General features: G+C 43.3%; 25 protein-coding genes. 20 read left to right on the forward strand and 5 right to left on the reverse strand.

What is annotated here, in order from left to right:
• The first annotated feature begins 18 nt into the window (after positions 1–18).
• The 10 genes from CSV73_RS10900 to CSV73_RS16505 all read left to right on the forward strand — a co-directional run bounded on the left by CSV73_RS10900 (position 19) and on the right by CSV73_RS16505 (position 7008).
• A complete protein-coding gene (locus tag CSV73_RS10900) occupies positions 19–822 on the forward strand; it encodes a GDSL-type esterase/lipase family protein (RefSeq protein WP_085130764.1) in 804 nt (267 codons plus the stop codon).
• An 8-nt stretch (positions 823–830) separates the two neighbouring features.
• Positions 831–1403 carry a YpmS family protein gene (locus CSV73_RS10905; RefSeq protein WP_085130762.1) on the forward strand — a complete coding sequence of 191 codons (573 nt, stop codon included), beginning with the start codon at positions 831–833 and terminating at the stop codon, positions 1401–1403.
• A gap of 14 nt (positions 1404–1417) precedes the next feature.
• The gene (msrA, locus tag CSV73_RS10910; protein ID WP_099627581.1) at positions 1418–1945 is read left to right on the forward strand and encodes a peptide-methionine (S)-S-oxide reductase MsrA; all 528 of its coding nucleotides are present in this window, start codon (positions 1418–1420) and stop codon (positions 1943–1945) included.
• On the forward strand, positions 1945–2370 hold the full coding sequence (gene msrB / locus CSV73_RS10915) for a peptide-methionine (R)-S-oxide reductase MsrB (protein ID WP_099627582.1): 426 nt from the start codon (positions 1945–1947) through the stop codon (positions 2368–2370). The genes msrA and msrB overlap by 1 nt, the downstream gene beginning before the upstream one ends.
• Before the next feature lie 15 nt (positions 2371–2385).
• Positions 2386–2610, forward strand: coding sequence for a YozE family protein (locus CSV73_RS10920; RefSeq protein ID WP_085130757.1), 225 nt, complete (start codon positions 2386–2388; stop codon positions 2608–2610).
• Positions 2611–2687: 77 nt separating this feature from the next.
• Entirely contained in the window at positions 2688–3392 is a 705-nt protein-coding gene (gene deoD / locus CSV73_RS10925) for a purine-nucleoside phosphorylase (protein WP_085130755.1), read from the forward strand.
• A gap of 74 nt (positions 3393–3466) precedes the next feature.
• Positions 3467–4963 (forward strand): lmo1851 family serine protease, encoded by a 1497-nt coding sequence (locus CSV73_RS10930; RefSeq protein WP_099627583.1) that lies wholly within the window; start codon positions 3467–3469, stop codon positions 4961–4963.
• Between the two features lie 64 nt (positions 4964–5027).
• A complete protein-coding gene (locus CSV73_RS10935) occupies positions 5028–5927 on the forward strand; it encodes a CobW family GTP-binding protein (protein WP_099627584.1) in 900 nt (299 codons plus the stop codon).
• A gap of 178 nt (positions 5928–6105) precedes the next feature.
• On the forward strand, positions 6106–6753 hold the full coding sequence (locus CSV73_RS10940; protein ID WP_099627585.1) for a CAP domain-containing protein: 648 nt from the start codon (positions 6106–6108) through the stop codon (positions 6751–6753).
• Between the two features lie 96 nt (positions 6754–6849).
• The gene (locus CSV73_RS16505) at positions 6850–7008 is read left to right on the forward strand and encodes a hypothetical protein (protein WP_158232347.1); all 159 of its coding nucleotides are present in this window, start codon (positions 6850–6852) and stop codon (positions 7006–7008) included.
• Positions 7009–7112: 104 nt separating this feature from the next.
• Here CSV73_RS16505 and CSV73_RS10945 read toward each other — a convergent pair whose 3' ends face one another.
• Positions 7113–8471 (reverse strand): MATE family efflux transporter, encoded by a 1359-nt coding sequence (locus CSV73_RS10945; RefSeq protein WP_099627586.1) that lies wholly within the window; start codon positions 8469–8471, stop codon positions 7113–7115.
• Positions 8472–8552: 81 nt separating this feature from the next.
• On the opposite strand from CSV73_RS10945, the gene CSV73_RS10950 reads away from it, so the two are divergent.
• From CSV73_RS10950 to CSV73_RS10965, 4 genes are all read left to right on the forward strand, one after another.
• Positions 8553–9626: an undecaprenyldiphospho-muramoylpentapeptide beta-N-acetylglucosaminyltransferase gene (locus tag CSV73_RS10950; RefSeq protein ID WP_099627587.1), complete on the forward strand. Its 1074-nt coding sequence runs from the start codon at positions 8553–8555 to the stop codon at positions 9624–9626.
• A gap of 186 nt (positions 9627–9812) precedes the next feature.
• Positions 9813–12623, forward strand: coding sequence for a 2-oxoglutarate dehydrogenase E1 component (locus CSV73_RS10955; RefSeq protein WP_099627588.1), 2811 nt, complete (start codon positions 9813–9815; stop codon positions 12621–12623).
• A gap of 97 nt (positions 12624–12720) precedes the next feature.
• Entirely contained in the window at positions 12721–13950 is a 1230-nt protein-coding gene (odhB, locus tag CSV73_RS10960) for a 2-oxoglutarate dehydrogenase complex dihydrolipoyllysine-residue succinyltransferase (protein WP_099627589.1), read from the forward strand.
• 63 nt (positions 13951–14013) lie between these two features.
• Positions 14014–14211 (forward strand): DUF6501 family protein, encoded by a 198-nt coding sequence (locus tag CSV73_RS10965; RefSeq protein WP_085130738.1) that lies wholly within the window; start codon positions 14014–14016, stop codon positions 14209–14211.
• A 346-nt stretch (positions 14212–14557) separates the two neighbouring features.
• Here the strand turns inward: CSV73_RS10965 and CSV73_RS10970 are convergent, their stop codons facing one another.
• Both CSV73_RS10970 and CSV73_RS10975 read right to left on the reverse strand, forming a co-directional pair.
• The gene (locus CSV73_RS10970; protein WP_085130736.1) at positions 14558–15748 is read right to left on the reverse strand and encodes a toxic anion resistance protein; all 1191 of its coding nucleotides are present in this window, start codon (positions 15746–15748) and stop codon (positions 14558–14560) included.
• On the reverse strand, positions 15738–16397 hold the full coding sequence (locus CSV73_RS10975) for a 5-bromo-4-chloroindolyl phosphate hydrolysis family protein (protein WP_085130734.1): 660 nt from the start codon (positions 16395–16397) through the stop codon (positions 15738–15740). The genes CSV73_RS10970 and CSV73_RS10975 overlap by 11 nt, the downstream gene beginning before the upstream one ends.
• 234 nt (positions 16398–16631) lie before the next feature.
• Between CSV73_RS10975 and CSV73_RS10980 the strand changes: the two genes are divergently transcribed.
• Entirely contained in the window at positions 16632–16925 is a 294-nt protein-coding gene (locus CSV73_RS10980) for a DUF1033 family protein (RefSeq protein WP_099627590.1), read from the forward strand.
• A 209-nt stretch (positions 16926–17134) separates the two neighbouring features.
• On the forward strand, positions 17135–17335 hold the full coding sequence (locus tag CSV73_RS10985; RefSeq protein WP_085130730.1) for a cold-shock protein: 201 nt from the start codon (positions 17135–17137) through the stop codon (positions 17333–17335).
• A 47-nt stretch (positions 17336–17382) separates the two neighbouring features.
• Here the strand turns inward: CSV73_RS10985 and CSV73_RS10990 are convergent, their stop codons facing one another.
• Complete coding sequence (locus tag CSV73_RS10990; protein WP_099627591.1) at positions 17383–18069, reverse strand: hypothetical protein; 687 nt, start codon at positions 18067–18069, stop codon at positions 17383–17385.
• A 387-nt stretch (positions 18070–18456) separates the two neighbouring features.
• Here CSV73_RS10990 and CSV73_RS10995 point away from each other — a divergent pair, with 387 nt between their 5' ends.
• Positions 18457–18822, forward strand: a complete 366-nt coding sequence (locus CSV73_RS10995; protein WP_099627592.1) for a helix-turn-helix domain-containing protein — start codon at positions 18457–18459, stop codon at positions 18820–18822.
• A 162-nt stretch (positions 18823–18984) separates the two neighbouring features.
• Here CSV73_RS10995 and CSV73_RS11000 read toward each other — a convergent pair whose 3' ends face one another.
• Entirely contained in the window at positions 18985–20583 is a 1599-nt protein-coding gene (locus tag CSV73_RS11000; RefSeq protein ID WP_099627593.1) for an ABC-F family ATP-binding cassette domain-containing protein, read from the reverse strand.
• Positions 20584–20733: 150 nt separating this feature from the next.
• On the opposite strand from CSV73_RS11000, the gene CSV73_RS11005 reads away from it, so the two are divergent.
• The 3 genes from CSV73_RS11005 to CSV73_RS11015 all read left to right on the forward strand — a co-directional run bounded on the left by CSV73_RS11005 (position 20734) and on the right by CSV73_RS11015 (position 24212).
• Complete coding sequence (locus CSV73_RS11005) at positions 20734–21912, forward strand: MFS transporter (RefSeq protein WP_099627594.1); 1179 nt, start codon at positions 20734–20736, stop codon at positions 21910–21912.
• 74 nt (positions 21913–21986) lie between these two features.
• Complete coding sequence (locus tag CSV73_RS11010) at positions 21987–22943, forward strand: LCP family protein (protein WP_099627595.1); 957 nt, start codon at positions 21987–21989, stop codon at positions 22941–22943.
• 27 nt (positions 22944–22970) lie between these two features.
• Positions 22971–24212 carry an AI-2E family transporter gene (locus CSV73_RS11015; RefSeq protein ID WP_369802586.1) on the forward strand — a complete coding sequence of 414 codons (1242 nt, stop codon included), beginning with the start codon at positions 22971–22973 and terminating at the stop codon, positions 24210–24212.
• The last annotated feature ends 202 nt before the right edge of the window (positions 24213–24414 follow it).

Raw genomic sequence — 24414 nt, forward strand, 5'->3', positions numbered from 1 at the left:
TATAAAGGATATGAGATTATGAGAAGAATGCTAGTGCTGAGTCTCGTCTTCTCATTGTTCTTAGCAGGGTGCCAGGTCCCATTCAGCAAAAAAGAGACGACGTTTGCGGAACGTGAAAACGTTGCGTTCGATCCGTTTATTGTGCCGGAATCATTCATCCCTAAACGTATAAACGTGTTAGGGCTAGGTGATTCATTAACCCAAGGAGTCGGGGATGAACGGAAAGAAGGCGGATATTTTGGCCGTTTGACGTCGGACATGGAACAATGGAAAGGCATTATGGAAGTGGACGCCATAAATTTAGCAAAACGCGGACGGCGAAGCGACCAGTTTTTAAAGCAATTGCAAGATGAAGAAGTGCAAGAAGCGGTCATTCAGGCAGATTATATTGTCTTTACGATTGGTGGCAATGACATCATGAAAGTCGTCAAAGGTAATTTCATGCAGATGAAAATGTCTGATTTTTATAAGGCGCTGGGTAAATTCGAAACAAGAATTGAAGAACTGTTTGAGATTTTGCGCCTCTATAACCCGGATGCACCGATCATCGTGGCGGGTCTCTACAATCCTTTCTCCGTCGTGACAGACGAAGTACAGGAGTTTGAAGACATTATCGCAGACTGGAACCGCTCGATAGAAGAACAAGTGGAACAAGACGGCATGGCCTGCTTTGTTCCGGTAAAAGATTTATTTGATTCGAATGAAAACCTGGTTTATCACACAGACTTCTTCCATCCGAACAGTAAAGGGTATGATTTGATGGAAGAGCGATTTGTAAGAGAAATTAAAGGCTGTTCAGCGGTTGACCTGGAAGTGGAGTGAAGTACAAGATGAATAGTTGGAAAATAGCATTTTTCGGTCTGGCAGGAATAGTTGCGGCGGGGTTCGTGGGGCTTATCATCCTCATCAGTGGCACCACCGCTTCTCCAGCTCTTCCGAAAGACCAAGCAGTAGAAGAGAAAGGCTATACGATGGCACTGAATACAACGAAAGACAATTTTGAAGGCATTGCGAACACGTATATTAGAAAAGCCGTTAAAGGTACGTTGCCAGTAGAACTAGAAATGCGTGACGATGTATTGTTGACGTCCGAACTCACGGTATTCTCGCATACATTACCGCTCGCGATGCATTTTGACCCAGTCGTACGAGAAGACGGAAACTTAATCCTTAAACAATCGTCTATGGAATTAGGACAGTTGAATATCCCGCCTTCCACGGTACTGAAATTACTGAAGAATTCAGTGGAGCTTCCGTCATGGATGGTCGTGCGACCGAAAGAAGAAGAAATTTTCATCAATTTGAAGGACTTGCCGCTCTCGGGTGACTTCCAAGTGAAGGCAAAAGAAGTGAATTTAGCGCAAGATGAGATTATATTAGAAGTATTGATACCGAAAAACTAAGGAGGGCAACGACTATGGCAACACAACATGCAACTTTCGCAGGTGGGTGCTTCTGGTGTATGGTCAAACCATTTGACCAATACGATGGAGTGCATTCGGTTACGAGTGGTTATACGGGCGGGCATACTGTCAATCCAACATACAAAGAAGTTTGTTCCAATACAACCGGTCACAGAGAAGCTGTAGAGATCGAATTCGACGATAGTGTCATTAGTTACGAAGAATTATTGAATGTTTTCTGGCAAGTGATTGATCCTACTGATGCAGGCGGCCAGTTCCATGACCGTGGCGAATCGTATAAATCAGCGATCTATACACACTCTAACGAGCAACAGCAAGCAGCACAACGTTCCAAGCAAGCTTTACAAGATAGCGGCAAGTTTAGTGCGCCTATCGTGACGGATATTTTCCCTGCGGAAATATTCTATCCCGCCGAAGACTATCACCAGCAGTATTATGAAAAGAACCCAGACCACTATGCACGTTACACTGTCGGATCAGGACGCGCAGGATTTATCGAAAAGAATTGGGGGAATCGTTGATGAAAGAAGACTTACGTTCTGAATTAACAGAGATGCAGTATCATGTGACGCAAGAAAATGGCACGGAACCACCATTTCGTAATGAATATGACGCGCACTTTGAAGAGGGAATCTATGTAGACATCGTGTCAGGTAAGCCGTTATTCAGTTCAAACGATAAATACGACGCGGGCTGTGGATGGCCAAGCTTCACGAAGCCGATCGAAGCCGTGGAAGTTACAGAGCATTTCGATACAGCTCACGGCATGCGCCGCACAGAAGTACGTAGTAAGACAGCGGATTCTCACTTAGGACATGTCTTCCCAGACGGACCACCAGAACAAGGCGGCTTGCGCTATTGCATCAACTCCGCCGCATTACGTTTCGTTCCGGTGAGTGATCTAGAAAAAGAAGGCTATGAAGAATACAAAGGGTTATTTGAATGAAGGAAGGTGACGACGATGGATCGATCCTTTTACCATTTCGCACTACGTTATCGTGGCGGTGAAAAAGACGATGTCAAGGCATTGTTTGCAGAGAGGATGTTTCTCGATGCCGGTTTCCCAAAAGATGAAGAGGATTTCGATTCATTGTCGCGTTACGTAGAGGACATGGCGGATGATCATTTACGTTCTACTACGTTTGATGAAATATACGCCATCTATCAAGAGCTTTGCAGCAGATAAATGGCGAGGGTTTCATTGCATCTCGCCATTATTCACTGTATGATAATAACAAATTAGTGAAATGAGGCTGAAAAAAGATGAGTATACATATTGATGCAAAACCAGGCGATATCGCGGAAACGGTTCTTCTTCCAGGAGATCCATTACGCGCGAAGTATATCGCAGAAACATTTTTAGAAGACGTTGTACAGTACAACGAGGTACGGAACATGTTTGGCTTTACGGGAACATATAAAGGCAAACGTATTTCCGTACAAGGTACTGGCATGGGCGTGCCGTCTATTTCTATCTACGTAACAGAGTTAATGCAAGAGTTTGGCGTCCAGAAATTGATCCGCGTTGGCACATGTGGCGCGATTCAGAAAGACGTAAAAGTACGTGACGTCATCCTTGCACAAGGCGCGACAACAAACTCATCACTAAACGACGTAACATTCGGTCCGATTCGCTTTGCGCCGATCGCAAACTTTGATTTATTGATGAAAGCGTATAATGCAGGGAAAGAAAAAGGCTTGCATTTACAAGTAGGAAACGTCTACACAGAAGACTTCTTCTATAATGAAGACGCTCAGCATGAAAAATTAGCGCGTCATGGAGTATTGGCGGTCGAAATGGAAGCCGCAGCCCTATATACGCTAGCAGCTCGTTATGGCCGTCAAGCACTCGCTGTTCTGACAGTAAGTGACCACATCTTAACAGGAGAAATTACCACGCCTGAAGAGCGTCAAACGACATTCAACGAAATGATCGAAGTCGCGCTAGACGCAGCCATTGCTGAATAATAGAATAGATAGAAACTTGCAAAAGACCGCTCTTGGCAGCGGTCTTTTGCAGGGATATGGAAAGTAGGGAGACCATGAACGAAAACGATTCGCATGAGAACGGGAAACCACAACCGGAAGCGCCGAAACCTGCTCGCTATATTCGGATCAAACCGTTTTCTCTGATCATGCTCATTTTTTTCCTTGTGCTGGCGACAGCCGCCGTTACCTTCGTGGCACTGACAGTCGGAGACGAAAAAGTAGTAGAAGTCGTCAAACCGAATCAAGTAGGTATGGAACGAAAAGAGTTCAAGAAACTGTATGAGGCATATGATCAACTGAAAGAAAGTTATTTTGACGATGTAGATGATCAAGTCGTCATTGACGGCGCGATCAACGGAATGGTCGATTCCTTGGGTGATCCGTACTCTGATTATCTAAATGAAAAAGAAGCCAAGCAATTGAATGAAAGCATTTCTTCGAGTTTTGAAGGAATCGGTGCAGAAATTCAAGAGTCCAACGGCTATATTAGTATCGTTTCACCGATAAAAAACTCTCCTGCTGAAAAGGCAGGTTTATTACCGAATGATACCGTACTGTCGGTCGATGGCGAAAGCATACAAGGTTTGTCTTCATCGGAAGCGGTATTGCTCATCCGTGGAGAAAAAGGGTCGACGGTGACATTATCTGTACGACGCGGCGAAAAATCGGATCCCTTTGACGTCAAGATTGTTCGTGACGTGATTCCGATCAATACGGTATACGCTGAAATGCTCGACGACAACATCGCTCATATTAATATCACATCGTTTTCAGAACATACGTATGAAGAATTGCTCGAAGCGCTGAATGAAATGACCGATAAAGGAATGGAAGGCGTACTGATTGACGTGCGTCAAAATCCAGGCGGCATCTTAAGCGGTGCTATCGATATTTCCGATTTGTTCGTTCCGGACGGCAAAATCTTATTCCAAACGGAAGAAAAAGGTAAGACGCCGGAAGCGTATCCTTCTTCTAACGGACAGAAAGTAACGGTCCCAGTCGCATTGATTGTAGATGAGGGCAGTGCGTCCGCGTCTGAGATCTTAGCGGGTGCGTTAAAAGAAGCTGCAGGTATTCCGATTGTCGGCGTCAAGACGTTTGGTAAAGGGACGGTTCAAACACCTACCCAATTACCGGATGGCTCCAACTTGAAATTGACGACAGCGAAATGGTTAACTCCAGACGGCAACTGGATCCATAAAAAAGGGATCGAGCCTGATGTTAAAGTGCCTTACCCTTCTTATGCGTCACTACCTTTCCTTGATTCGTCTGAAGAGATGGACGAAGGTACCGTTTCTCCTTCCGTACAAGCGGCAGAAGAAATGCTAGAAGCTGTAGGATATGACCCAGGGGAAGCAGATGGTCTTTATGACGCGGATACAGCAGAAGCTGTTAAAACATTGCAGAAAGATTTATCACAAGAACCGACAGGCATCTTGACTGGTGATACAACGGTTGGCTTAATGCAGAAATTGCGGGATAAGATGAAAGAAGATGACCCGCAATTACTGAAAGCGAAAGAAGTCGTGTTAAAAGAAATCAACTCATAATCACAGATCCACGCGTCCAGCAATCGTTGGGCGCGTGTTCTCTATGGAAAAGGATGATAGTTAAATGATTGATGTATATTTACTCAGCGGCTTTCTCGGAAGCGGCAAGACGTCGTTACTCGTAAATTTGGTCGACCAAGTAAAGGAATCCGGTAGACAACCCGCTGTATTGATGAATGAATTTGGCGAACTGAATATCGACAGTCAAATCGTCGAGGAGGCGGGAGAAGTTCCGTTAAAAGAATTACTAAACGGCTGTATTTGTTGTACGGGTGCGGAATCTACAGAAGCCCAATTACAAGGCTTGCTAGCGGATTATCCGGAAATTGACGTGTTGTTCATTGAAACGACGGGTGCAGCTCATCCCGTAGAAGCGCTAGACGCGGTCTATTCACCGTTGTTCGCGGAGAAGCTAGACGTCAAGGGAATCGTTACTGTAGTCGATGCCAAGCGCTGGATCGACCGTGACAAGCTGTCGCCGAGGATTCAGTCTTTATTCCTCGAACAAGTTCGCCACGCACACTTCATGGTACTCAATAAAACGGATTTGCTGACAGATAATCAATTGGCCTTCGTAACAATGCAAGTGACACAATTTAATCGTTACGCACCGCTCGTGCAGACAGTGAACGCGAAAGTCGACTTCCGCTACATCGAGAAAATGGTCAATGTGGCGGTACCGAAACAGCCAGTCTCTACAGGGGGTGGTTTGCCACTCGCTTCAAAAGTGTTGTCGTTTGATGCACCGATCAACCAAGAACATTTTGAAGACTGGGTGCGGACAGTACCGGATAGCGTCTATCGTATGAAAGGCTATATCCAACTAGAAGGTTCCCGGTACTCCCATTTATTCCAATATGCATATGGTATGGTCAACTGGATACCGGAATATATGCAATTGCCGTCCAAGTTGGTGATCATCGGGGAACAACTTACTGACATCGAGTACTCGCCCAAAAACTAGTTGTCAATAGCGATTTATTGTTAATAGTGTTCTCCATTGGATAGGCTTGCCAATTACATCACTCTTAAACTCTCATTCCATAGCTTTGTAGAGTTCATTGGACAAATTGGTAGGAATGACCAAAATCTCTCCTATTCTTCTACGTTATGCTAGGTCACGTAGAAAAGGAGGGACCAAGATGAAAAAACCTTTATCACTCATCTTATTAAGCTCAGCTATTTTATTGCCTACTCATGCAGCAGAGGCAAGCACGACCAATCAGGTGCAAACAAAGACGTATAATTGTGCCGTCGCAAATCAGCAGGTGTACTCGTATTACTGGAGTAACTATCAGAAGCCACAACAATCGACTAAATCGGTAGCACAACCAACACCACAACAACCAACACAATCAAACGAAGCAGTGAAAAAGCCACAAACAGCCAAGCCGACACAACAAACTGTGAATGTGTCCGCTACAGAGCAAGCCGTACTCGATTTGACGAATGCGGAACGTACGAAGGCAGGACTCAAGCCGTTGCAGATCGATGCAGCCTTGCAGAAATCCGCAAAGCAGAAATCAGCGGATATGGCAACAAACAACTATTTCTCTCATACAAGCCCGACATACGGTTCACCGTTTGATCAAATGAAGCAAAACGGCGTTACATACCGCTCGGCAGCCGAGAATATCGCAATGGGTCAGCGTAGCGCACAAGATGTCGTGACAGCTTGGATGAATTCAGCTGGACACCGTCAAAATATCTTGACGCCTAGCTTCACGCATATCGGTATTGGCTATGATGCGAACGGCCATTATTGGACGCAGCAGTTTATACAGAAATAAAAATGTGAAGGTCGATGGATGTATGTCCATTGACCTTTTTTTAATGGAGAGAGTTTGAGACTTTGTTTTTTTTCGTAGTGTGAGTTCGAGAGATGGATGAAGATTACTAGAGATGCTTTTGATAGGAGTAATGAGCGGTTACAAGTCATTATAGAGCGCTTACCGCATAGTGTAGAGCGGCTGCGGACTTTGATAGAGCGGTTGGCAGTGACGATAGAGCGGATGCGCATGAACTATGAGCGCCTGGACGAATGAATGAGCGAAACTCGCACGGTCCTCACTAGTTCCCGTAATTACACTGTATACTACAACAAAAAAGACCAATGGAATAAAAACTCCATCGGTCTCTTATTATTTATTCATGATGTAACTTCACGGTACTTATTCTGTATAAAGCGTAATCTAAACGAAAGAATCAATGCGCCCACTGCCAAACCGACAATGAGGCCAACCCAGTAGCCATATGCGCCTAGCTCGCTATAGCGGGCGAGTGCGAATCCAGTAGGCAACCCAATGAGCCAGAACGACACGACACCGACTAAGAACGTCATCGTTACGTCTTTATAACCACGCAGTGCACCTTGGATCGGCGCCTGCACAGCATCCGATAACTGGAAAAGTGCAGCGTAGATGAAGAAATGTACGGCCAGTGTAATAATTGCTGGGTCCGTCGTATACATAGAAGCAATCGACTCACGAAACATCAGTAAAATGAATATGGATAAGAAACTAAATGCAACCGCGAACGCTATGCCGAGATATGTATATTCCCGTGCGTCTTTCGCTTTTTTCGCACCAATCGACTGCCCGACTAATATCGTTGTACCCATTGAGACGCTTAACGGCACCATATACAGAAGAGACGTGAAATTAAGCGCGATCTGGTGAGCCGAGATGACGTGTGCGGTATAGCTACTCATCAATAACGTCACGACGGAGAAGATACTCGTCTCGACGAAAATGGATAGACCGATCGGCACTCCGATCAGTAAAATTTCTTTCCACTTGCGCAAAGAGATTCTTTGCCAACTCCTAAACAGCGTATATTCCTTAAAGTGGCGAGATGACCAGGCGATGAGCACCGCGATGATGAATACGAGCCAGTACGTAAAGCCGGACGCATATCCTGCACCCGCACCACCCAGTTCGGGAAAACCGAAATTACCGAAAATCAATAAATAGTTCAGTACAATATTGATCGGTGCGGATAACAGAATGATAAACATGGAAACACGGGTTGCGCCAAGTGCGTCAAAGAATGAGCGTAATACAGTATAGGCCATGAGTGGAACTAATCCGATGCTCATGCCGGTCAAGTAGGCGGATGCTACTTCAATAACCGGCAAATCGAGTGGCATTCTTGTAATGGCGGGTAACACGACCCAATGGATCAATACGAAAATGATTGCCGAAAGCGCGAGAGATACGTATAATGCTTGCTGGACAGTAGGACGGACATCCTGTTTATTCTTCGCACCGATTTGCTGTGCGATAATAGGGGTTAGGCCCATGAGAATTCCAGAAAGGCCGGTATAGACCGGTATCCAGAAGGAACTGCCGATGGTCACGCCCGCTAAGTGAAACGTATCATAGCGTCCCGTCATGAGGATATCGAAGAACGACATCAGATAAAGTGCGACTTGCGTGATGACAATGGGAATCATGATCTTAATGAAAATGGATGTTTTTTGTTGCAAAGATTTCGTTACAGTAGTCATAGTTTTGATTTCCTCTACTAATTTTTTTACTTTGACTATTGTAGCATGAAATATAGTAGACAACGCGAAAGGATGGAATGAATGAAACAACCGGTAGTCGTATTAACAGGTGGCGGTACAGCAGGACACGTATCTGTCAATCAGGCGTTAATTCCCGTTTTTTTGGGTAAAGGGTATAGTGTGCATTATATTGGCTCGCACGAAGGGATCGAAAAGGAACTGATCGCGGATGGCCATCCTGAAGTGGTCTATCATGCGATTCAAAGTGGAAAGTTACGGCGCTATTTCTCACTGAAGAATTTCACGGATCCATTCCGTGTGGGTGCCGGGACACTACAGGCGCTGGCTATACTTCGCAAAGTGAAGCCGGAAATTATTTTCTCTAAAGGTGGGTTCGTTTCAGTACCCGTCGTCATGGCAGCTAAGCTTGCGAACGTGCCAGTCGTCATACATGAGTCGGATGTCACGCCAGGTCTTGCGAATAAATTGGCATTGCCGTTTGCTTCGCACATCTTTACAGTCTTCGAACAGACGTTGCAGTACGTGCCTGCAGCGAAATCGATGTGTACGGGTCCGATTATTCGTCCTGAGCTATTTAAGGGAGATCGGCAAGAGGGCTTGCGCAAGACGGGACTGAATTCCAAAAAACCGGTATTCATTATTATGGGAGGCAGTCAAGGTTCTGCCGTGTTGAATGAAGCGGTGCGCAAAGAATTGCCTGCGTTACTTAAGAAGTATCAGATCATTCATTTATGTGGTAAAGGGAATGTGGTCGAAGGACTTTCAGTGGCGGGGTACGTACAGTATGAATATGTCACCGATACATTGCCTGATCTGCTTGCAGCTGCTGATTATGCGGTTTCGCGTGCGGGTTCAAATGCAATATTCGAATTATTGGCGATCCATAAACCGATGTTGCTTGTTCCGCTTGCAGCGTCAAAAAGCCGTGGCGATCAACTATTGAATGCGGAGTACTTCGCTTCTAAAGGGCTAGCATTACAAATAGAAGAAGAACAATTCGAAGTGCAGTCCGTTATAGACCAATTTGATGAACTTGTGAAGGAAAAATCTCGATTGTTGTCGAATATTGAAAAGACGACAGAACCGAAGACACCTGAAAAGATGGCGGAATTGATTTTGTCGTTCCAAAAATGAGAATGTATGCGAAGTACTTATCTGACGTCGTTTTCTGCAATTTTCATTGGATTTTCAAGTACTTTGCAGAAAACTACGCATATTAGGATTAATCCCTTTCAGTTCTAATGTTTGCGTGCTATTATTGTATAGAAGTAGTGAAAATAAACACAACAAGCCAATAGGCAAATGTGGAGGTTATATTACATGTCGAACAATGTGGATTCCCATCGTTCCCCGTATTCTAATTTTTCGGGTCCAAACCTTGGGTATGTAATGGAAATGTACGATCTGTTTAAAACAGATCAAGATGCAGTAGATCCTGATTTAGCAGAGCTATTCAGGAATTTTGGTGCGCCTCAGATGGATGAGTCAGGTAAAGAGGCAGTCGTAGCGCAAGGTTCTCAAACGGATTTGCGTAAAGTGCTTGCCGTTTATTCTTTACTTGAAGCTATTCGTTCTTATGGACATCTTGCAGCAGACATTTATCCATTAAACGATCGACCTAAAGATACGTCCCGTCTTGAACTGTCATATCATGGATTGACAGAAAGCGATCTGGTCGGATTGCCAGCAACTTTGTTCTTGAAAAATGTTCCAGCGACAGTTGAAAATGGATTAGATGCAATGAATTACTTGAAGTCCCTTTATACGGGTCCCATTGCATACGAATTTTCTCACTTGATCGATGAAACAGAGCGTAACTGGATTCAATCAAAAATTGAAAACGGTGACGTACAGTCAAAACTGCAAGGAGACGAGAAAAAACAACTTCTTAAGCGTTTGACAGAAATTGAAGGATTTGAAAAATTCATTCACCGTACATTTGTTGGAGCAAAACGTTTCTCTATCGAAGGGGTGGACACATTAGTCGTCTTAATCGATGAATTAATGCGTCGTTCTGAAGAAGCGAAAATGGAAAAAGTGCTAATCGGCATGGCTCACCGTGGACGTCTGAATGTATTGACACACAACTTAAATAAACCATACGAAATGATGTTTGCAGAATTCGCTGGCGTACCGGCTTCACCGTTCTTGCCAAAAGACGGATCTCTTGAAGTAACTCGCGGTTGGTTCGGCGACGTGAAATACCATATGGGCGCACTTCATAAAGGGAAATCTGGGATGAATCGCTTCCTTGCGTACAACCCGTCTCACCTAGAAGTGGTAAACCCAGTGATTACTGGTCAGACACGTGCTGCACAGGAAAACACAGATAACCCAGGTATTCCACAACAAGATACAAATAAAGCATATGCGATTTTAGTACACGGTGATGCTGCGTTCCCAGGACAAGGTATCGTTCCGGAATCATTCAACTATTCACGCGTTCGCGGTTTCAGAACAGGCGGATCGGTTCACGTTATCGCCAACAACACGATTGGCTTCACGACGGAATTTTATGATTCCCGTTCTACACACTATGCATCCGATCCAGCAAAAGGCTTTGAAGTGCCTGTATTCCACGTGAATGCAGATCACCCAGAAGAAGTACTTGCTGTGGCAAAACTGGCATTTGAATATCGCCAGGCATTCGGTAAAGACGTATTGATCGACTTGATCGGATACCGTCGTTACGGACATAACGAAATGGATGAGCCACTCGTGACGAATCCAGTGATGTACCACGAAATCCATAAACACCCAACAGTTCGTGAAATTTACGGACAGCGTCTAGTTGAGCAAAAGCTTCTGACAGACGACGAAGTGAAAGAAATGGACAAGTCGGTCATCGCAACTATGCAACAAGCGTATGATCACGTAAAAGAAAAATCAGTAGACGCACCGGAAATTTCCAACGCAACGCCAGACGTCGTACAAGCTGGACTTCCACGTGATCTCGAAACTGGAGTAGCGGAAGATCGTCTTCGCCAAATGAATGAAGAGTTGTTGACATATCCAGCTGAATTTACAGTGTTCAACAAATTGGATAAAATCTTGAAGCGTCGCCTGGAGCCATTTAATGGTAAAGGTAAAATCGACTGGGCACATGCTGAGCAATTGGCATTCGGTTCAATTATTCAAGACGGTAAGCCAATCCGTATGTCTGGACAAGATATCCAGCGCGGAACATTTGCACAGCGTCACTTAGTATTACATGATGAAAAAACAGGTGAAGAACTTGTTCCATTGCATCATATTAGCGGATCTAACGCATCATTCGTGGCATATAACAGCCCATTGTCTGAAGCAGGTATCGTAGGCTATGAATTCGGTTATAACTTAGAAGAAGACAAAACGATGTCTATTTGGGAAGCGCAATACGGTGACTTCTCCAACATGGCACAAGTCATGTTCGATCAGTTCGTTTCTTCAAGTTATTCGAAGTGGGGTCAGCAATCCGGCCTCGTACTATTGTTGCCACACGCATTTGAAGGACAAGGTCCAGAACACTCCAGTTCACGTATCGAACGTTACCTGCAACTTTGTGGTGAAAATAACTGGACAGTCGCGAATATCTCCAGTGCAGCAAACTACTTCCACGTATTGCGTCGTCAGTCGAAGATTCTTGGCAGCGAAGCAGAACGTCCGTTAGTTATTGCTACACCGAAGTCATTGCTTCGTCATCCACTAGTTGGAGCGGACGTTGAAGACTTAACGGAAGGTCACTTCAAGACCGTTCTTGAACAACCTGGTACAGGAACAAAACCTGAAAAAGTGAAAAAAATCTTGTTCGCAAGCGGGAAGATGGCAATTGATTTAGCTGAGAAGATTAAAGACGGCGAAGGATTCGACTACTTGCACGTTATACGTGTAGAGCAGCTATACCCATTCCCATCGGACAAAATCAAAGAAATCGTTGCACGTTACCCGAAAGTAAAAGATTTAGTATGGGTTCAAGAAGAGCCGAAGAACATGGGTACATGGTCATTCGCGTATCCATTCCTAGAAAAACTAGCTGACGGTAAGGACATTTCTTATGTAGGACGTATTAAGCGTTCAAGTCCTTCTGAAGGTGATGGTGCATCTCATAAAAAAGAACAAACCCGCATCATTGAAGAAGCTTTGAAAAAGTGATATAACAAGTACGTGAGCTTTACAATTAAATTTAAAACTACTTATATAAAGTAGCTTATCCGTTAGAAAACGGTATACCTACGAGGAGGAATTTATTGTGGCAGAGATCAGAGTACCTGAACTAGCAGAATCAATTACAGAAGGTACAATTGCAAAATGGTTAAAACAACCCGGTGAAAACGTGGAAAAAGGTGAATTCATCGTTGAATTGGAAACAGATAAAGTGAACGTTGAAGTCATTTCAGAAGAAGCAGGCGTTTTGTCTGAATTATTGGCTGCAGAAGGCGACACTGTTGAAGTTGGCCAAGTAATCGCGATTGTAGGCGAAGGTTCAGGTGCACCGGCACAACCAGCTCCACAAGCAACTGAAGCAGCATCTGCTCCAGCGCAAAAAGAAGAAACACCAGCTCCAGCAGCGGCTGTAACGGAAGAAACATCTTCAGCAGACCGCACGATTGCAAGCCCAGCAGCACGCAAGCTGGCTCGTGAAAAAGGTATTAATCTTGCAGATGTATCACCTGTTGATCCAATGGGACGCGTACGCGCGCAAGACGTATCTGCTCACAACAACGCTCCAGCACCTAAAGCTCCAGCGGCACCAGCTGCTAAAGCAGAAGCAAAAGATGACGGTCGTATTACGCGTCAGAAAATGACTCGTCGTCGTCAAACGATCGCGAAGCGTTTGCTTGAAGTAAAACAATCAACAGCGATGTTGACGACTTTCAACGAAATTGATATGTCGAAAATGATGGAGCTTCGTTCACGCAAAAAAGATCAGTTCTTCGAGCAAAACGATGTACGTCTAGGCTTCATGTCATTCTTCACGAAAGCAGTAGTTGCAGCATTGAAGAAATATCCATACGTTAACGCTGAAATCGATGGCGATGAAATTCTATTGAAGAACTACTTCGATATCGGTATCGCAGTATCTACTGACGGCGGACTAGTTGTACCAAACGTTGTGGATGCAGACCGTAAGAGCTTTGCTGAAATCGAAGCATCTATCGGAGAACTTGCGAAAAAAGCACGCGACAACAAGTTGACAATGGCTGATATGACAGGCGGTTCATTCACGATTACAAATGGTGGAGTATTTGGTTCACTATTGTCTACTCCAATCCTTAACGGTACACAAGTAGGAATCTTAGGTATGCATACTATTCAGAAGCGTCCAGTAGCTATTGGGGACAATATCGAAATTCGTCCGATGATGTATGTTGCACTTTCTTATGATCACCGCGTAATTGATGGTAAAGATTCAGTAGGATTCTTGAAGATGGTTAAAGAGTTGCTTGAAAACCCTGAAGACCTTCTACTAGGTTCTTAATCAGCACAAGCCAAGCGACCCGCTAATCAGCGGGTCGTTTTTATTTAAGGAAGGAGAGATTTCATGTCATATTTACAATGGTTGGATGAACCTACGTTAAAGACAGTGACGTGCACACATACCGATGCAGCAAAGTATTTGGTTAGCAATATGCTGACGGTGGGGAAGTCCTATGAAGTGAAGAATGAGACGGAAGAGTTTATCTTTGTGGTAGACAATTCTGGTAAGGTCGGCGGGTATTATAAGACGTATTTTGAGTAATTGATTGGTGAATAAATAGTAGGGTACTTAGAGACGATTCTTCATTGAATCGTCTTTTTTATATGTGAGGGTGATAGGATGGGAAGAAAGATGGATTTTATCATGGAAAGCCCGTGAGAGAAGTACGCGTTTCGCTCATTAATTCGTCTAAGCGCTCAAAGTTTATGCGTATCCGCTCAATCGTCGCTGTCGACCGCTCTATCAAGGTCCAGAAGCGCTCATACTTTACGTTAAGCGCTCTATCGTAGCTCGTATCCGCTCATTGCCCACGGTGTAACGATCCAGTCTTGTACATATAAAACGAAATCAAGTTTCCAGTATTTTTCCCCCAAAAAAACCGTCTCTCTTATGAGGGACGGTTTTGTGACTCTTCATATACAGCGAGTAAACGAGTCTTAAGGTCTTGTTCCATTCTAGCGATTTCAGTCTCAGCGGCTTTGCGTTTAGCACGGCCATCTGCTTGGATCAGCAAGGTTTCTTCGATCGTCTGGATTAAGTTCTCTTGTGTCGTTTTCAACGTATCGATCTCAATAATACCTTTTTCATTTTCTTTGGCTGTCTCAATACTATTCACTTTTAACATTTCGGAGTTACGAAGCAACAAATCGTTCGTTGTCTTTGTGACGAGCTTTTGTGATTCCACAGCCTTTTGCTGACGGTTTAGTGTTAGCGCAATCGCAATTTGATTCTTCCACAGAGGGATCGCTGTCATAATAGACGCTTGGATCTTCTCAGCTAACGTTTGGTTCGTTTGTTGGATCATACGGATCTGTGGAGCACTCTGAATGGTGATTTGACGGGATAGTTGCAAATCGTACAGGCGTTTTTCTAAACGGTCAACAAATTGTGCCATATCGTTAACTTCTTGAACCATCATTTGATCATCCGATTGCTGTGCTTTTTTATGCAGTTCCGGAATGATGGTGCTATTGATTTCATCAATCTTTAATTCCGCAGCTGCGATATAGACGTTCAATGCTTGGAAGTACGTTTTGTTTTGTTCATATAAACTGTCCAACATGCGGACGTCTTCCATTAAACCACGTTTGGAATGCTCTAGTTGAACGCTTATTTTATCGACTTGTGTGCCAAGCTTTTCGTATTTCGTCATAATTTCTTTGATAGGGCGAGTAGCCTTGTTGAATAAACGGCTAAGACCCGATTTCTTTTTATCTGATAGATCATCTGTATCGATTTCGGATAGTTTGGCCATTAATTCATTCAGTACATCGCCGACAGGTCCAATGTCTTTGCCTTGGACGTGATCGAGCATTTTATGAGAGAAGTTAGATAGTTCATTCTGTGCATTGGCACCGTAGGAAATGACGGCTTCGTAATTACCGACAGGGATCTGTGAAGCCAATTGTCTTGCCTTATCTTGTTCTTCAGGTGTTAATCGGTCGATCAATTTAGCAGGTGCGGCTGTGTCAGACAGCGAATTCTCCATTTCTTTTGGAAGCAGGCTAGCATCCATATCGAATGGATTGCCGAGCAAGTCGTCCACCGATTTTTCTTGTAGTACGTTTTTATCTGTCATTAGAATGTTCCCCTTTCGATTCGAGCAACGGTTTGTCTCTCTTAAGTGTAATATCGACGTAATCAATTTCCATTCGGAGCTGTTCCAAATCAGTTGATACAGCGTTACGTAGATCTCGTTCCATTTCGAGACTCAAATCAGATAACGTTTCGCGGGTATGTTGTAGTGCGACTTTGATATCTTGGTCTTTTAATGGCTGATTAACGAGCAGGCTGTACTTCGATGTTAATTCTACAACGGAATCAAGATGGGCGTAGAAAAAACTTTCGACTTGGTAGAACTTTCTCGGGTTGGACTGGACGATCTTAATGATGCGTCGAGCCATAGAAGACATATCGTATACTTGTCTGAATGCTTGGATGGAACGGACTTGTCCGTACATATTACCGAGCTGTTTTAGCTTTCGTTTTGATTCATTCAGTTGTTGTTCAATATGTTTATATTCAGAGCGTGCCATCCCGAATTTTTTTAATGTGGAGCGTAACTGTAGTTCTTTAATCGCTACGTTGCCTCCTGCATACAGTGCGATTCCGATAGCGGAGCCTAGGAAAAAGTTCATGCTCGTACCGCCGATGAGGATCACCCACGTCAGGAAACTAGTCGGAGCCAATATGACATGTCGTGTGAAGAAGTTTTTTATAGTATTCATGTTGATTCAGGCCGCCTTCCATTCTGACTCTATATAATACTTACGGATTAACAACGAAAAGGTTTCATTTATCGTGCAGACAGTAAGGTTACTGGAGCCTATCTCAATTATAGCCGAAAATGGACGAAAACTCATATATTACGCAACATGAATCAATTTACTTTGATTAGCGAGTCGAATTTGCTAGAATGAATATCATTCCTGCATAGCGCAAGGTAAAGGAGTGCTTACTGAATGTATGAAGTGGTATACATGAAGGCGGACTTTGAGCCGTGGTGGATGTTTGAAGAGTGGAGAGACTATAGTGTCTCATCCAAAACATTTACGAATAAAATGGACACAGAATCATATATTAAAGAACTGGTCGGGAAGATGAAGCCGCATTTTGAGCATTACGAAGTTCGTAAAGGCTGCTTCCATGCATTTTGGTCCACATCGGAAAAATACTATTGCAATGGCTGCGAAGGAGATTTGCAGTTGTATCACGGTCTCATCGTATTGATAGACGGGGAACCAAACATATCGTAAGAACATTCAGTAAAAGCGTTTATTATTAATTGACAAAGAAGCCCAATATGTTATACTAAATGTAAGTAAATTAATCGAACGATCGTATGCTAAGTGATTCACGTATTACAAAAGGGATCGGCGACGTCGGCAACTTTTGTAATACGTGAATTTTTTTGTATGCTAAGGTTCGTGTATTAAAGTATTTATATTTTTTTGGAGGTAATCGAATGAAACAAGGTACAGTGAAATGGTTTAACTCAGAAAAGGGCTTCGGTTTTATCGAAGTTGACGGAGAAGAAGACATCTTTGTACACTTCTCAGCAATCCAAGGCGACGGATTCAAATCTCTTGACGAAGGTCAGCAAGTTGAATTTGAAGTTGTCGAAGGTAACCGTGGTCTACAAGCAGCTAACGTTGTTAAAATCTAAACCACTTGAAAAGGCGCCCATTGCGGCGCCTTTTTGTTTGCAGAAAATTACGGTTGTGTCACCGTTTCTAGACTAGAAGTAACGACAAATTCTTCTTCGCCTTCCATCTTCATCACCGATTCACGTTTTACTTCCCCAAAATCCTTCACGAGATAGATCCTGTTCACAAAGTCTTTACCCACTTGCTCCATTACGACTGCATCTTCAAATTGCTGATAAGGAGTTTCCACTGACGCATTCATCTCCACAATCTTCCAGTCATCAAAAGTTGTACCTACTTCAATAGGACCTTTCAAATAGGTTCGGATCGGTTTCATGGACTCCAGCTCTTCCGTCGGTGGAACGCCAGCGTCCAACTCGATATGTTCTTCCTGCAATACTTGGATTTTATCTCCATCCACTTTATACACTTTTTGAACGAATGCACCACCGTTATTTTCGTGAATCACGACATAGTCTTGCGCAGGTCTTGCCACGGTAATGTCTAGCTCAGCAAATTCATTACCGACACCTTTATAATGCGCGCTGGAACCGTCCGGAAGAAAGTAATCAAGTAAAGCCACATCGGTCAGATTCGCATCTTTGTTGTCATGTTGTTGTGACTTGTCATCGTTCGTTCCTTCTTGATTGGTCGAAGAGTCAGTCTTACCGTCAATGGACGTAGCAGGCTTGTTTGAGCATCCTGCGAGCATGAGAAGCATTGCAGCCAGTAGAAACCAAAGATTGCGTTTCATAATGAAAAACCTCCTTTTACTTTGTGTTATTCCCTTAATAGTGGAAGCTATTCATAGAAAATAAAAATAAGACAGTGTGTAGATTACTGGATTGCGTGTAGTTGGGCACTCAAATATCTTGTACATTTAATTCAATTTCTAAACTGAAAATCATTTTTAGTAGGGAAGTCTCTTTTTCTTATAAATATTTATTTTGAAATAGCAATCGAAAAAATCTCCAAGTATACGAATTACTGATAACTATCGAAATACATCCGTCTATAAACATATTGAATAGTTCTATCAAAACCTGGTTCCAAATAATCCTTATTACTATAATAATACTCGCATCTCATTATTTGGTATACTATACATAATGCACGTACAGCAACCAAGGAGGGAAGAGCAATGAAGAGTACATTCGTAATTCGTCAAAGAGCCTTTTTAAAGCTCTATATGCTCAATAAGGCAGAAGAAGGGAACTTGTATGGCTTACAAATATTAGATGACCTTATAGATCATTTCAGGGACCTTGGGTATCGACCAACTAAGTCTGAAGTATACAAGTCTCTACATGATTTACTCAATGATGGTCTGATCGTCAGACACCCGGTTCATAAGCAGGGGACAGAAATGCAGACACTTTACATCTACCGTATTGGCGATAAGGAGAAAGTAAAAGCTTATAAAGATACTATAAAGTTCGAGATTGATCGATCCATCTCATTACTTACTAGAGCACTGCAAGACAATTACTCGCAAAAGAGACAATAAAAAATGAAGTAGCGATGTCTCTTGTTTTTAGCGGTTCTAGATTGTCTCACAGGCAATTAACGGTTACACTACATCACTTAAATTTAACACTTGGTAACACCAAGCGCAAAAGACTCCCCTAGAAGTTTTTCCTTCAAGGGGAGTCTCTATATTAACTACTAATTAAGCTTTCTTACCTTTCCATTCCAAATACTCATCATAAGTCATCATTTTATCAAAGATTGTTCCATCATCATTGATTTCGATTACACGATTAGCAATTGTTTGGATGAACTGATGGTCATGAGATGTGAAGATCATCGCACCCTTGAACGCGATCAAACCATTGTTAAGTGCTTGGATAGATTCCAGGTCCAAGTGGTTTGTTGGCTCATCAAGAAGAAGAACGTTTGAGCTTGTTAGCATCATTTTTGATAACATACAGCGAACTTTTTCTCCATCTGATAAAACGTTCGGCTTTTTCTTCACTTCTTCACCTGAGAACAACATACGTCCAAGGAATCCACGCAAGAATGTTTCCGTTTCATCTTCAGGAGAGTATTGACGAAGCCAATCAACTAATGTCGGTTCGGATCCTTCAAAATACTTCGAGTTATCCATAGGGAAGTAGGCACGAGTTGTCGTTACGCCCCATTTGATCACTCCTGTATCCGGCTCTGTTTCTTCAGCTAGCATATCGAGCAAAGCGGATTTTGCAAGTGGATTACCAATCAATACTACTTTATCCTCTTTATTGAGTGTAAAGGTCGCATCTTTGATAAACGTTTTACCATCCACCGTTTTGGTGACATCTTTAATCGTCAAGACGTCGTTACCGATTTCGCGGCCAATTGTAAAGTTAACGAAAGGATAACGGCGTGAAGAAGGCTTAATATCATCCAACTCGATTTTATCCAATGTCTTTTTACGAGATGTAGCTTGTTTGGATTTCGATGCGTTGGCACTGAAACGTGCGATAAACGCTTGTAATTCTTTTACTTTTTCTTCTTTTTTCTTGTTTGATTCTTGGGATAGTTTCAAAGCCAATTGACTTGATTCGTACCAGAAATCATAGTTACCCGCGTAGATCTGAATTTTACCAAAGTCAAGATCGGCGATATGTGTACATACTTTATTCAAGAAATGACGGTCGTGGGAAACGACTACGACAGTGTTTTCAAAGTTGATCAAGAATTCTTCAAGCCATTGAATTGCTTTTAGATCCAAGTTATTTGTCGGCTCATCTAGTAGTAATACGTCAGGTTTACCAAACAAAGCTTGTGCAAGCAATACTTTTACTTTGCTTGATCCGTCAAGCTCCGCCATTGTCACGTGATGCATACTTTCAGGAACGCCAAGGCCTTGAAGGAGTACAGAAGCTTCAGATTCCGCTTCCCATCCGTTCATCTCAGCGAATTCACCTTCAAGTTCAGCTGCACGCATACCGTCTTCGTCGGAGAAGTCTTCTTTCATATAAATCGCGTCTTTTTCTTTCATGACTTCATATAACTCTTTATGACCCATGATGACTAAATCCATCACGACGAAGTCTTCGTACTCGAAGTGGTTCTGCTTCAGGACAGCCAAACGCTCATCTTTTCCAAGAATCACATTCCCTGTTTGGGGTTCAAGTTCACCTGACACAATTTTGACAAACGTTGATTTACCAGCGCCATTCGCTCCAATTAATCCATAGCAATTGCCTGGATTGAATTGTATATTGACGTCTTCGAATAGCTTACGGTCGCCAAAGCGAAGACTTAAATTACTAACTGCTAACATAAATAATATCCTCCTAATTTCACAATGTTCCTAGTATACATTAAAATTACGTGAAATGGAATGTTTGAACTAGTACTGTATATAATTTCGTTTTACAATATAATGACGATAGATATTAGATAAGTATTACATACAAAAGGAGTCTTTGTATTGCGCTCTAAAACTACCCAAGGTCTATTACTATTTGCGATTTTCATAGTCGCGCTCAACTTACGTCCGGCGATTACATCAATCGGACCGATGCTAGACATCATTCGTGATGATTTGCTGTTGTCGAACACTCAAGTAAGTCTCCTGACTGTTATTCCGGTTATTTGTATGGGCGTCTTCGCCATGCTGGCACCCATACTAAATAAGACAATCGGCTTGAATAAGACGATGTACTTGATGTTGTTGTTACTTGCTGTGGCAACCGGCATGCGTTTTTCTGTCACTTCGTTCAGTGTTTTATTACTAACTGCTTTCATTGCGGGTGTCGCGATTGCTGTTATTGGACCGTTATTATCGGCATTGATCAAACAATACTTCCCAAGGCACGTTGCTGTCGTCGTCGGCATTTATTCATTTGGTATGGGAATGGGGGCGACGCTGAGTACAGGATTGACAGGGGTCTTTTATGAAAAAGCTCATTCCTACTCATTCGCACTTGCTGTTTGGGCGGCCGTTGCGATTGTCGGTATCATGGCGTGGGCTATCACCGCCGCACACCCGATCCAAGTGAAGCAAGTGTCTAAGCCCCCCATGCATAAAGGGGAAAATCCTTGGCGCAGTAAACAGGCATGGAGCTTCCTGATTTTCTTTGGTTTACAGACCGCGTTATTCTTTTCTATTTTGACTTATCTTGTTCCCATTGCAGTATCGAACGGCATGACACTTCTCCAAGCGGGGACATTACTAAGTGCTATGACGATTGTGCAAATTTTTATGAATATCGGTTTTCCTATTGTTTTACAGAAGTTTACTAGCAGAACGCCAGCACTTGTCAGCATTCTTGCGCTCGGTATGATCTCCATCGGATTCATGTGGACAGCAGATCCGCTGTGGTTTGCCATTGGCGTTCTCCTCATGGGAATTCCGCTTGGTGGGTTATTCCCGATCTGTTTACTGATGCCGATGGACGCGACGAATTCTGCCGAAGAAACGAATTCATGGACCGCCATGATGCAGACAGGTGGCTTAATCATCGGTGGGATCTTACCATTACTAATCGCTTCGTTATATGACTACACCGAAAATCATTACGTTACATTGTTCGTATTTCTTGTTTTATTTGTGGCAATGCTAATGCTAGCGTTGCAAATAGGTCGATCCGCCAAGCAAAGCTCGTGACTGGACGCAACCCGTTGTGAACAGAAACGTCCTCATAACAGGATACACACGGATAATGGAGGAATGAATGCCACATGGACGAACACTTCGACGAACAACAGCCACAACGTAGAAAAAAGAAGCGTAAATTACGCGTGGGCAGAGTTTTTATGACTCTACTATTGCTTTTCACGATCACCATATCAGCGTATAGTTACTTTCAATATAAACAAGGCAAGGCCATGACGGCTGGGAGTAAGATTGACCCTGGAGAATTTCAGGGCGACTTACTGAGTCCACAAGATCCGACGACGGAAAATTATTTATTGCTCGGCGTCGACAATGACGGTTCCGGAAAATATCGTACCGATACGATGATGGTGCTGTCTTGGGACCAAACCGCTGGAACTGCGCACTTAATTTCATTCATGCGTGATATTTACGCACAAATTCCAGGGTATCAGTCGTACAAGCTCAATACCGCGTACTATTTAGGGGGAGTGCAAACAGCGAAAGAAACGATTTCAGGGATGTTCAATATTCCGATTCATCACTACGCAGTCGTCGATTTCGATAATTTCGAATCGATTATGGATATTACGTTTCCAAAAGGCCTCGAAATGAATGTACAGAATGAAATGTCCGAGAAAATCGGTGTCACGCTAAAACCAGGCGTACAGCGGTTGAACGGTAAGGAGTTACTCGGTTATGCCCGATTCCGCGCAGATGATGAAGGCGACTTTGGACGAGTCAATCGCCAACAGGAAGTCATTCAAGCGATGAAAGACGAGCTGTTTAGTGTGTCGACTGTTTTGCAAGCACCTAAATTAGCCGGCGCACTCGATAACTTCATTGAAACGGATCTAACGACGAAAGACGAGCTAACAAAAGTGCTAACCGTCATCGCAAAACGGAAACTAGATCTGCAGACATTACGTATTCCAGTGGAGGACAGTTATTCCTTCACTTCATATAGCCATGCAGGATCTGTAATTGATATTGATTTAGATAAAAACAGAGAAGCGATCCGTTCGTTTTTGAGTACACCTTAACGGATCGAATAAAAGGGGAGTGAATCGGTGAGGCAACCACCAAAAAAGTCTTCTTTACGAGACTTCTGGTCTATTCGTTCGACATCACCAATCGTCGGATTTCTCGGTGGTCAATCTACATTGTTTGTATTGCTTTGTTTATTGTTCATTGGATTGATCATCTTGGTCTTCACTCAAGTTTCATTTATTTTCTATCCGATTCAAGTATTTTTCTCTACTGTCGTCTTGCCGGTAGTGCTCGCGACGATTTTATACTACTTAATGCGTCCCATTCTTCGCTTTTTGGAAGAACGTTTGCGCATACCACGCGTCTATGGCATTTTAATCATCTTACTAGCCGCTGCTGGTTTACTGACATTAGTGATTTTCTTAGTGTTACCGTTCCTGCGTTTGCAGACGATCAATTTATTCGATGAATTTCCAACGTATTTCAAACAGTTGATCTTAGATATGGATAATTTTTTACGGAATTCTATTTTCGGTTCTGTCTATCAAGGGTTCAACTTTAACGTCAATACGTTCCTCGATTCTGGCTTTGCGAGCATCGGAAAGTTCTTCACGGAGACGATAGGTGGTATCGCATCAGGCGTGACGTCATTCGTTTCCGCGCTTACTGGAATTATCTTGAGCATCGTCACCGTGCCGCTCATTCTATTTTATCTATTGAAGGATGGCGAGAAGTTACCTCAGATGATTTTGCGCATGTTGCCACCACGTTTGCGTGATGATGCATCGATCATTTTCCGCGATGCGGACAGACAAATTAGCGCGTATATTCAAGGGCAGATTTTGGTGGCGATTGCGATCGGGATCATGGTATCGATCGGCTTCTTAATTATTAAAATGAAATATGCATTATTGCTTGGGGTACTTGCGATGTTCACGAGTATCGTGCCGTATCTCGGGCCAGTGATTGCGATCACGCCTGCCGCTATTATTGCGATGGTCACGTCGCCATTCATGCTCGTGAAGCTCGCGATTGTTTGGACGATTGTGCAAGTGGTCGAAGGGAAATTTATTTCGCCTCAGATCATGGGGAAGTCGCTACATATTCATCCGATCACCATTATCTTCGTTTTACTGACGGCCGGCTCGCTGTTCGGCGTCGCTGGAGTGATTCTCGGGATTCCAGCATATGCATTGCTGAAAGTAGTCGCCACGCATGTGTTTTATTTGTTCACGTTGCGATACAATCGCTTTGAGACGCAAGAAGAAATGTATTATGAGACAGATTCGATTGAAGAGTATTATGAAGACGACAGAGAGTAACCCGCCTAAGGTGGGTTACTTTTTTTATGGAATTGTTTAGAAGAGTGGACAGGTGAATAGTATGGGATTTCATTGAAATGAATACCGGATGTAGTGATACGTGAGATGTTTAAGTTCACACTGTCGAAACTTGGAGGCTCTTGAGCGGATATAGGGCTTAATAGAGCGCTTGCTGGAAAGTATGAGCGGTTACGGACCGTGA

Source organism: Sporosarcina sp. P1, assembly GCF_002743155.1.
Classification (GTDB): Bacteria; Bacillota; Bacilli; order Bacillales_A; family Planococcaceae; genus Sporosarcina; species Sporosarcina ureae_B.